This window comes from Kitasatospora saccharophila, assembly GCF_039529925.1.
GTDB classification, from domain to species: domain Bacteria; phylum Actinomycetota; class Actinomycetes; order Streptomycetales; family Streptomycetaceae; genus Kitasatospora; species Kitasatospora saccharophila.
This window is the reverse complement of record NZ_BAAANS010000060.1, coordinates 39,761-47,531: the sequence shown is the minus strand read 5'-3', so window position 1 is coordinate 47,531 and position 7,771 is coordinate 39,761. Positions and strand designations below refer to the sequence as shown.

10 protein-coding genes are annotated in these 7,771 nt (G+C 73.6%); 8 read left to right on the top strand and 2 right to left on the bottom strand.

Going from position 1 to position 7,771, the window contains the following annotated elements:
• The first annotated feature begins 246 nt into the window (after window positions 1-246).
• Window positions 247-705 carry a hypothetical protein gene (locus ABD345_RS32295; RefSeq protein ID WP_344557368.1) on the top strand — a complete coding sequence of 153 codons (459 nt, stop codon included), beginning with the start codon at window positions 247-249 and terminating at the stop codon, window positions 703-705.
• A 91-nt stretch (window positions 706-796) separates the two neighbouring features.
• Here the strand turns inward: ABD345_RS32295 and ABD345_RS32290 are convergent, their stop codons facing one another.
• The gene (locus ABD345_RS32290) at window positions 797-991 is read right to left on the bottom strand and encodes a hypothetical protein (RefSeq protein ID WP_344557366.1); all 195 of its coding nucleotides are present in this window, start codon (window positions 989-991) and stop codon (window positions 797-799) included.
• Window positions 992-1,265: 274 nt separating this feature from the next.
• On the opposite strand from ABD345_RS32290, the gene ABD345_RS32285 reads away from it, so the two are divergent.
• The 4 genes from ABD345_RS32285 to pntB all read left to right on the top strand — a co-directional run bounded on the left by ABD345_RS32285 (window position 1,266) and on the right by pntB (window position 5,063).
• Window positions 1,266-1,397: a hypothetical protein gene (locus ABD345_RS32285; protein WP_344557364.1), complete on the top strand. Its 132-nt coding sequence runs from the start codon at window positions 1,266-1,268 to the stop codon at window positions 1,395-1,397.
• A 12-nt stretch (window positions 1,398-1,409) separates the two neighbouring features.
• The gene (locus ABD345_RS32280; protein WP_344557370.1) at window positions 1,410-1,868 is read left to right on the top strand and encodes an RICIN domain-containing protein; all 459 of its coding nucleotides are present in this window, start codon (window positions 1,410-1,412) and stop codon (window positions 1,866-1,868) included.
• Between the two features lie 198 nt (window positions 1,869-2,066).
• Complete coding sequence (locus ABD345_RS32275) at window positions 2,067-3,626, top strand: Re/Si-specific NAD(P)(+) transhydrogenase subunit alpha (RefSeq protein WP_344557363.1); 1,560 nt, start codon at window positions 2,067-2,069, stop codon at window positions 3,624-3,626.
• A 6-nt stretch (window positions 3,627-3,632) separates the two neighbouring features.
• Window positions 3,633-5,063 (top strand): Re/Si-specific NAD(P)(+) transhydrogenase subunit beta, encoded by a 1,431-nt coding sequence (gene pntB / locus ABD345_RS32270; RefSeq protein ID WP_344557362.1) that lies wholly within the window; start codon window positions 3,633-3,635, stop codon window positions 5,061-5,063.
• 62 nt (window positions 5,064-5,125) lie between these two features.
• On the opposite strand, the gene ABD345_RS32265 is transcribed toward pntB, so the two are convergent.
• Window positions 5,126-5,560, bottom strand: a complete 435-nt coding sequence (locus tag ABD345_RS32265) for an Hsp20/alpha crystallin family protein (RefSeq protein WP_344557361.1) — start codon at window positions 5,558-5,560, stop codon at window positions 5,126-5,128.
• A 113-nt stretch (window positions 5,561-5,673) separates the two neighbouring features.
• On the opposite strand from ABD345_RS32265, the gene ABD345_RS32260 reads away from it, so the two are divergent.
• The 3 genes from ABD345_RS32260 to ABD345_RS32250 all read left to right on the top strand — a co-directional run bounded on the left by ABD345_RS32260 (window position 5,674) and on the right by ABD345_RS32250 (window position 7,585).
• Window positions 5,674-6,378, top strand: a complete 705-nt coding sequence (locus tag ABD345_RS32260; protein WP_344557360.1) for a hypothetical protein — start codon at window positions 5,674-5,676, stop codon at window positions 6,376-6,378.
• The gene (locus ABD345_RS32255; RefSeq protein ID WP_344557359.1) at window positions 6,353-6,682 is read left to right on the top strand and encodes a hypothetical protein; all 330 of its coding nucleotides are present in this window, start codon (window positions 6,353-6,355) and stop codon (window positions 6,680-6,682) included. Before ABD345_RS32260 ends, ABD345_RS32255 begins: the two co-directional genes overlap by 26 nt.
• 393 nt (window positions 6,683-7,075) lie before the next feature.
• Complete coding sequence (locus ABD345_RS32250; protein WP_344557358.1) at window positions 7,076-7,585, top strand: DinB family protein; 510 nt, start codon at window positions 7,076-7,078, stop codon at window positions 7,583-7,585.
• The last annotated feature ends 186 nt before the right edge of the window (window positions 7,586-7,771 follow it).

The following is a 7,771-nucleotide window of genomic DNA, read 5'->3' as shown; positions in this document are numbered from 1 at the left end:
GCTGTCCCAAACTGCATAGTGATCCATCTTGGGCGGCACGAACAGCCATCGGTCCAACTTCAGCGGCATGCCGTCCACCTTCGCTGTCGCGGGTCAGACCGGGCCCCGCAGCGCTTGCCCAGGACCCTAGGCAGCCGGTGTTACTCGGGCGTTACCGGCCCGGGCCCCGGCCACGGCGAAAACCGCGGGCCGGTGCGCCCGGGCGCGGCTACGCTGACGCCCTCGGAGCCGAAGGGGGACGGGACGGTGGAGCGCAGGACGCCCCGGGAGAAGAAGCGGCTGAGCTACCTCAAGGACGGGCGCAACGAGTACGGCGAGAACGACAAGAGCTCGCGCAGGAACGTCCGGCTCAACAAGCGCGCCCCCAACAGCGCCAACCGGCGCCGGGCCCGGACCGCGCTGGCGGCGCTGCTCGGGCCGCCCGACGGCGTCCGCGCCGGCGCCGCCGAGGAGCGCCTGACCGGGCGGCGTCCGAAGCGCTGGCGGAAGTTCCCCGACGCACCGCTGGGCGTCGTCGTCGACGGCGCCCTCCAGCGCCGCGCGGAGACGGACCCCGCCGGGGCCGGACGCGCCGCCGCCCGGCTGCGCCGCGTCCGCAGCCGGTTCGACTGGGCGTCCCGCGCCGACGATCCGCTGCTGCCGCCCCACGAGGTGCGCCGGGTCCGTTCCGCGCCCGCCGGGGACGGGGCGGCGGATCGCGCCTGACGGGCCGGCGGGCCTCGGACCACTGCCGCCCGGCCGGCCACGGCCCGTCCCGTCGAGGCGTGCGGGTCCCGACGGCCCGGCCCGCCGGAGGTCAGCGCGGAGAGCGGGCGGGCCGGGGCCAGTCGGGGACGTCGCGGACGTGGACGCGGTCGTCGCACCAGGCGCACTCCCATTCGCCGAGGTCGATGTCGTAGGCGAGGCGGCCGCAGTGGACGGGGATGGGCTGGCTGCCGAGACGGGTGGTGTGCCAGTCGGTGCGCCGCGGGGTGGAGACGGTGTCGGTCATGGGAGGCAGCGTGCCAGGGGCCACTGACGGCCAGTCAGCGCCGGGGCGCGGCCGGGAGCCCGCCCGGCCGGGTCCGGCATCGGTCCACGGCGAATCCGGTTCCCCGACGAGCACTGACGCCCCGTCAGGGAGACGACTCTCGATAACGTTTCGGATCTCCGACGGTTCGTACGGCACCCGGTTCCCTGTTCTCAGGTCCGCCCGCGGCTCCGTCCGAGCCCGGCCGCACCCGCACGGAACCCGCCCCCGCACCGAACGATCCGGAGGGATCCCCATGCCCGCGACCGAGTTCGCCCGCGCCCTGGCCGCCGTCGGCGTCGCCGCCCTGCTCCCGCTCGCCTTCGCGACCGACGCCCACGCGGCCACGTACATCGGCACCTACGAGCTCTACAGCACCACCACCTGAAAGTGCGCCGACCTGCCGGGCTACGGCGCGAACCCGGCGGACACCCCCGTCACCCAGTACGACTGCGCGTACGGCGGCAACGACAACCAGTGGTGGCGGCAGGAACGGACCCGCACCGTCGTCGGGGTGTCCGTGAAGTCGCTGTACCAGTTCGTCGACACCAAGAGCGGCTACTGCCTCGACCTGCCCGGCTACGAATCCGCCACCGCCGGCAGCCGGGTGTCCATCTACCCCTGCAACTCCCAGCCCTGGAACGACAACCAGGAGTGGTACCTGGAGGACGCCACCGGCAACCTCGAGTACGAGATCGTCAACTACAAGAACGGCCTGTGCCTGGACGTCGCCGGCTGGGCCGGCGACGCGGGCAACAAGGCCAACGACGTGCCGCTGACCGTCTACACCTGCGAGAACGGCGGCTGGGGCGGTGACACCCCGGGCTACGACGACCACCTCTGGCGCCTCGTCCCGTGACCGCCGCCGACCCGGTCGGAGCGGGTCGGAGAGCGGCGGTGTAGGCCGGTCGGTGGGAGTTGTGGTGACACATTTCACCGTTCGCCCCGTTCTGCCGGAGGGGGTCGGGAGTCTAGGTTCCTGCGGTCGAGGGAAGTAGTTCCCCTTCGATCACGGAACACGTCCGGCACCACCTCCTCCGACGAGAGAGAACGAGCGATGTCTGGATACGACTCCTCCGCCCGCCCGCCCCAACGGGTCGGCGTGGTCGCCGAGTCCGCGCCCGGGGAGACCCGGGTGGCGGCGACCCCGGCCACCGTGCGCGGCCTGCTGGCCCTCGGCTACGACGTGGTGGTCGAACCGGGGGCCGGCGCGGCCTCCGGGTTCGACGACGCGGCGTACGCGGCGGCGGGCGCAGCCACCGGGGACGCCTGGGCCGCGGACGTGGTGCTGAAGGTGAACGTTCCCTCGGACGCCGAGGTCGAGCGGCTGCGCCCGGGCACCGTCCTGGTGGGCCTGTTGGCGCCCGCGCAGCACCCGGAGCTGCTGGCCGCGCTGGCCGCGCGCGGGGTGACGGCGCTGTCGCTGGACGCGGTGCCGCGGATCTCCCGGGCGCAGTCGATGGACGTGCTCAGCTCGATGGCGAACATCGCCGGGTACCGGGCCGTCATCGAGGCCGCGCACGCCTTCGGCCGGTTCTTCACCGGTCAGGTCACCGCGGCGGGCAAGGTGCCGCCCGCGAAGGTGTTGGTGGCGGGCGCGGGCGTGGCCGGGCTGGCCGCGATCGGCGCCGCGTCGAGCCTGGGCGCGATCGTCCGGGCCACCGACCCGCGGCCCGAGGTCGCCGACCAGGTCAAGTCGCTGGGCGGCGAGTACCTGGCGGTGCGGGCGGAGCAGGAGGCGAGCACCGACGGCTACGCGAAGGCCACCTCGGCGGACTACGACCGGGCGGCGGCCGCGCTGTACCGGGCCCAGGCCGCGGACGTGGACATCGTGATCACCACCGCGCTGATCCCCGGCCGCCCGGCGCCGAAGCTGCTCACCGCCGAGGACGTGGCGGCGATGAAGCCGGGCAGCGTGGTCGTCGACATGGCCGCCGCGCAGGGCGGCAACGTCGCCGGGACGGTGCCGGGCCGCACCGTGGTCACCGACAACGGGGTGACCCTGATCGGCTACACCGACCTGGCGTCCCGGCTGCCCGCGCAGGCCTCGCAGCTGTTCGGCACCAACCTGGTGAACCTGCTGAAGCTGCTCACCCCCGGCAAGGACGGGCGGCTGGCGATCGACTTCGAGGACGTGGTGCAGCGCGCGGTGACGGTCGTCCGGGACGGCGCCACCACCTGGCCGCCCCCGCCGGTCGCCGTCTCGGCGGCGCCCGCCGCGCCCGCCGCCGCCCCGGCCGCGCCGCCCGCCCCGCCCGCGCCCGCGCGGGTGACCCCCGCCGTCCGGTTCGGCCTGATCGGCGCCGGGATGCTCGCGCTGTTCCTGCTGGTCGCCTTCGCCCCGGCCCAACTGGCGGAGAACTTCACGGTGTTCGCGCTCGCCGTGGTGATCGGCTACTACGTGATCGGCAAGGTCCACCACGCCCTGCACACGCCGCTGATGTCGGTGACCAACGCGATCTCCGGCATCGTCGTGATCGGCGCGCTGCTGCAGATCGGGCACGAGAGCACCCTGGTCACCGTGCTGTCCTTCGTGGCGATCCTGCTGACCAGTGTGAACGTCTTCGGCGGCTTCGCCGTCACCCGCCGCATGCTGAGCATGTTCTCGAAAGGCTGAGCCGAGATGACGTCCCTCACCGCCGCGCACGCCGCGGACCTGGTCGCCGCCCTGCTGTTCATCCTCAGCCTGGCCGGCCTCTCCCAGCACCGCACCTCCCGGGCCGGCGTCGTCTACGGCATCGCCGGCATGGCCCTCGCGCTGACCGCCACGATCGTGGTCGCCTCCCGCTCGATCAGCGCGGGGGCCGTCGCGCTGATCCTGCTCGCGATGGCGCTCGGCGCCGCGATCGGCCTGTGGCGGGCCCGCCGGGTCGAGATGACCGGGATGCCGGAGCTGATCGCCGTCCTGCACAGCTTCGTCGGCCTGGCCGCCGTCCTGGTCGGCTGGAACAGCTACCTGGAGGTGGAGCGGCACGGCGACGCCCAGACCTCGGTGGCCGCCGACCTGCTGTCGATCCACCACGCCGAGGTGTTCATCGGCATCTTCATCGGCGCCGTCACCTTCACCGGCTCGATCGTCGCCTACCTCAAGCTCTCCGCGAAGATCGCCTCCCGCCCGCTCGTGCTGCCCGGCAAGAACGCCCTCAACCTGGGCGCGCTCGGCGCCTTCGTCGCGCTCACCGCCTGGTTCACCGCCTCGCCCTCGCTCGGCCTGGTGGTCGCCGTCACCGTCCTCGCCCTGCTGCTCGGCTGGCACCTGGTCGCCTCGATCGGCGGCGGCGACATGCCGGTGGTGGTCTCCATGCTCAACAGCTACTCGGGCTGGGCGGCCGCCGCCGCCGGCTTCCTGCTCGACAACGACCTGCTGATCGTCACCGGCGCGCTGGTCGGCTCCTCCGGCGCCTACCTCTCGTACATCATGTGCAAGGCGATGAACCGCTCCTTCCTGTCCGTCATCGCCGGCGGCTTCGGCATCGAGGCGCCCACGAGCGGCGACGCCGAACAGGGCGAGCACCACGAGATCAGCGCCCGGGAGACCGCCGAACTCCTCGCCGCCGCCAAGTCCGTCATCATCACCCCCGGCTACGGGATGGCCGTCGCCCAGGCCCAGCACCCCGTCGCCGACCTCACCCGCCGGCTGCGCGAACGCGGCGTCGAGGTCCGCTTCGGCGTCCACCCGGTGGCCGGCCGGCTCCCCGGCCACATGAACGTGCTGCTCGCCGAGGCCAAGGTCCCCTACGACGTCGTCCTGGAGATGGACGAGATCAACGAGGACTTCGCGCACACCTCCGTCGTCCTGGTCATCGGTGCCAACGACACCGTCAACCCCGCCGCCCTCGACGACCCCGCCAGCCCCATCGCCGGCATGCCCGTCCTCAAGGTCTGGGAGGCCGAACGCGTCGTCGTCTTCAAGCGCTCGATGGCCTCCGGCTACGCGGGCGTCCAGAACCCGCTCTTCTTCCGCGACAACACCGGCATGCTCTTCGGCGACGCCAAGCAGAGCGTCGAGCAGATCCTCCAGTCCCTCGACACCCTCGACCCGGCCCTGACCTGACCCGCCCCGCTCTCCGGGCCCGGGAACGCACCCGCGTTCCCGGGCCCCGGATCAGGCCCGGATCAGGCCCGGAGCTGCCTGCGGGTGCCGCTGTGCGCGACCGCCACCTTGCGGGGCTTGGCCTGCTCCGCGACCGGAACGCGGAGCGTCAGCACGCCCTGGTCGTAGTCCGCCGTGATGCCCCCGGGGTCGAGGGTGTCGGAGAGCATCACCTGGCGGGAGAAGACGCCGAGGGGCCGCTCCGAGAGCTCCCACTTGACGTCCTCGCTCCGCGGGTGCGGACGGCGCTCGGCCCGCACGGTCAGCATGTTCCGTTCCACGTCGACGTCGATCGCGTCCGGGTCCACCCCCGGCAGATCGAAGTGGATCACGTACTCGTCGCCGGCCCGGTAGGCGTCCAGCGGCATCGGGGCCGGACGCGACCAGGTGCCGTTCGAGCCCGTGAACTGCTGGGTGAGACGGTCGAGTTCGCGGAAGGGGTCGGTGCGCAGCAGCATCGCGAAACACCTCCAGTTCGGATCGAGGAGTGCCGGTGCACATCACCTGCGCACCGTTCTAACACGTCATCCGATGGATGACAAAGCGGCAGTGTCGTCATTAGGGTGACAGCATGACCCGGAAGCCCCCCACCGACCGCGCCCCCGCCGGCCGCACCCCCGCCCCGCCCGCCGAACCGCCCGCCGAACCGGTGTCGCTGCTCGCCGCCGCGGCGGCGCTGGCCGCCATCGACGAAGCCGTCCGCACCGCCCAGGAGCCCGGCACGCCGACCGCCGACCGCCCGGACCCCCGCCCCGAACCGGCTCTCGCGGCCCTGACCCTGCTGCGCGAGCTCCGCGCCCAGCTCGCCGGCTGGGAGGCCGGCCTGGTGGAGGACGCCCGCGCCGCCGGAGCCACCTGGGCCGACCTCGCCCACCCGATGGGGGTGGCCAGCCGCCAGGCCGCCGAGAACCGCTACCTGCGGCTGCGCCGCACCGGCACCACCCCCGCCCCCGGGACCGGCGCCGAACGGGTCAAGGCCGTCCGCGACCACCGGGCCGCCGAGCGCTCCGTGAGCACCTGGGCCCGCGAGCACGCCGCCGAGCTGCGCGTCCTGGCCGCCCAGCTCACCGGGATCGGCCTCGACCCCGGCGCCCGCCCCGCCCAGGAGACGCTCACCGCCGCCCTCGGCACCGCGGACGCCGCCGACCTGCTCACCCCCCTCAGCGGCATGCGCCCCCACCTCGGGGCCGACCACGACCACCTCGCCGCCCGCCTCGACGACCTGGCCGACCGCACCGGCCGACTCCGCGATGCCAGCAACCGGCGCCGCACCTGACCTCGCCACGGCCCCGGCCGCCCCCGGAGTCCTCGCCCGCCCCGAAACCCGCCCCGAAACCCGCCCCGAGGCCCGCCCCGAGACCCCCGACGCCCGCTGGGAACGGCTGCTGGACGGGTTGGCGCAGGTCCGGGCCCGGTACCGCTCCGAGACGGCCGCGGCCCTGGCCGGCCTGGACACCCGCCTGGCCCGGCTCGACGCCCTGCGCGAAGAGCTGGCCGCAGGGGCGCCGGGCGGGCTGCCTGACGGGAGCGGAGGCGGCCCGGGAGGCCCTGGAGGTCTCGCGAGACCGTCCGGAAGCTGATGCCCGCACCGGGCACGTCCGCGCCTTCGGGCAGTTGCCCACCCCGCTCCAGGGCGACCTGCTTCCAGAGTGGATCGAGGCGGTTCGCGCCGACGGCCTGCGGTGGGAAGGATCGCGGTTCGTCCACGGCAGGGACGCACGTCGCCGGCGCCGCCTTCGGCTCGATCCCCGGGGAGCCGAACCCCTGACGGAACAGCAAGGCCCCCAGCGGGGGCGTACGGAAGTTGCCCGGCAACGGCTCCCCCGGCAGGTCCCGCCGGTGTAGCGTCCAGGCTGCGGATGATCCGCAGGAGAACGGGGGCGCGGTATGACGAGTGCGACAGGTACGACTGGAGAGCGGGGCGAGATGGCTGGCGAGGCCCTGGAACGCCTCGGCGATCTGTGCGCCGTGCGGTGAACGCCGAACTCGACGCCCTCAAGAGCGCCCTCGACCATCAGCGCAACCACGTCATCGGAGTTCTCGAAGGGCTGTCGGAGGACGATCTGCGGCGGCCGGTCCTGCCCAGCGGCTGGAGCTGCCTGGCGTTGCTGCGCCACCTCACCGTGGACGTCGAACGCTTCTGGTTCCTCGGGGTGATCGCGGGCGATCCAGAAGTGGCCGGACAGCTCGCTGCGGGCGCGGAGGCGCACTGGTACGTGCCCGAGGGGATGAGCGCCGAGCAGGTCTTCGCCGATTACCGGGCAGCCGTCACGGCCGCGGACGCCGTGCTCGCGGCCACCGCGCTCGACCAGGAGCCGGCGGCCTGGCCGGTGGAGTTCTGGCCGACCTGGCGACTGCCTGACGTGCGGCGCGTCCTGGTCCACGTGCTCACCGAAGTCGCTTGTCACAGTGGACACTTGGACGCGGCACGCGAACTGATCGACGGCACCACGTGGCTCGGCGGCAACCCCTACGCCGGCTGATCCTGTGACCGGATGAGGTTCGCCGGGCTCCTCGGCCACGGAGGAGAGGGGCGTCCACCGGCTGTCGTGGGGGAAGACGCTCGCCCCGTTCTGGCAGACCGCCTACGACTACTGGGCCGCCGAGGACGACGACGGCCTGGCGTTGGTGGAGTTCCCGGGCGGGACGAGTGGCCGGCGGTCCACCTC

Excerpts from the sequence above, each read along its gene's own strand:
- ABD345_RS32290 (WP_344557366.1), bottom strand. The coding sequence starts at position 991 with ATGACCGACACCGTCTCCACCCCGCGGCGCACCGACTGGCACACCACC.
- ABD345_RS32285 (WP_344557364.1), top strand. The coding sequence starts at position 1,266 with ATGCCCGCGACCGAGTTCGCCCGCGCCCTGGCCGCCGTCGGCGTCGCC.
- ABD345_RS32275 (WP_344557363.1), top strand. The coding sequence starts at position 2,067 with ATGTCTGGATACGACTCCTCCGCCCGCCCGCCCCAACGGGTCGGCGTG.
- pntB (WP_344557362.1), top strand. The coding sequence starts at position 3,633 with ATGACGTCCCTCACCGCCGCGCACGCCGCGGACCTGGTCGCCGCCCTG.
- ABD345_RS32265 (WP_344557361.1), bottom strand. The coding sequence starts at position 5,560 with ATGCTGCTGCGCACCGACCCCTTCCGCGAACTCGACCGTCTCACCCAG.
- ABD345_RS32260 (WP_344557360.1), top strand. The coding sequence starts at position 5,674 with ATGACCCGGAAGCCCCCCACCGACCGCGCCCCCGCCGGCCGCACCCCC.
- ABD345_RS32255 (WP_344557359.1), top strand. The coding sequence starts at position 6,353 with ATGCCAGCAACCGGCGCCGCACCTGACCTCGCCACGGCCCCGGCCGCC.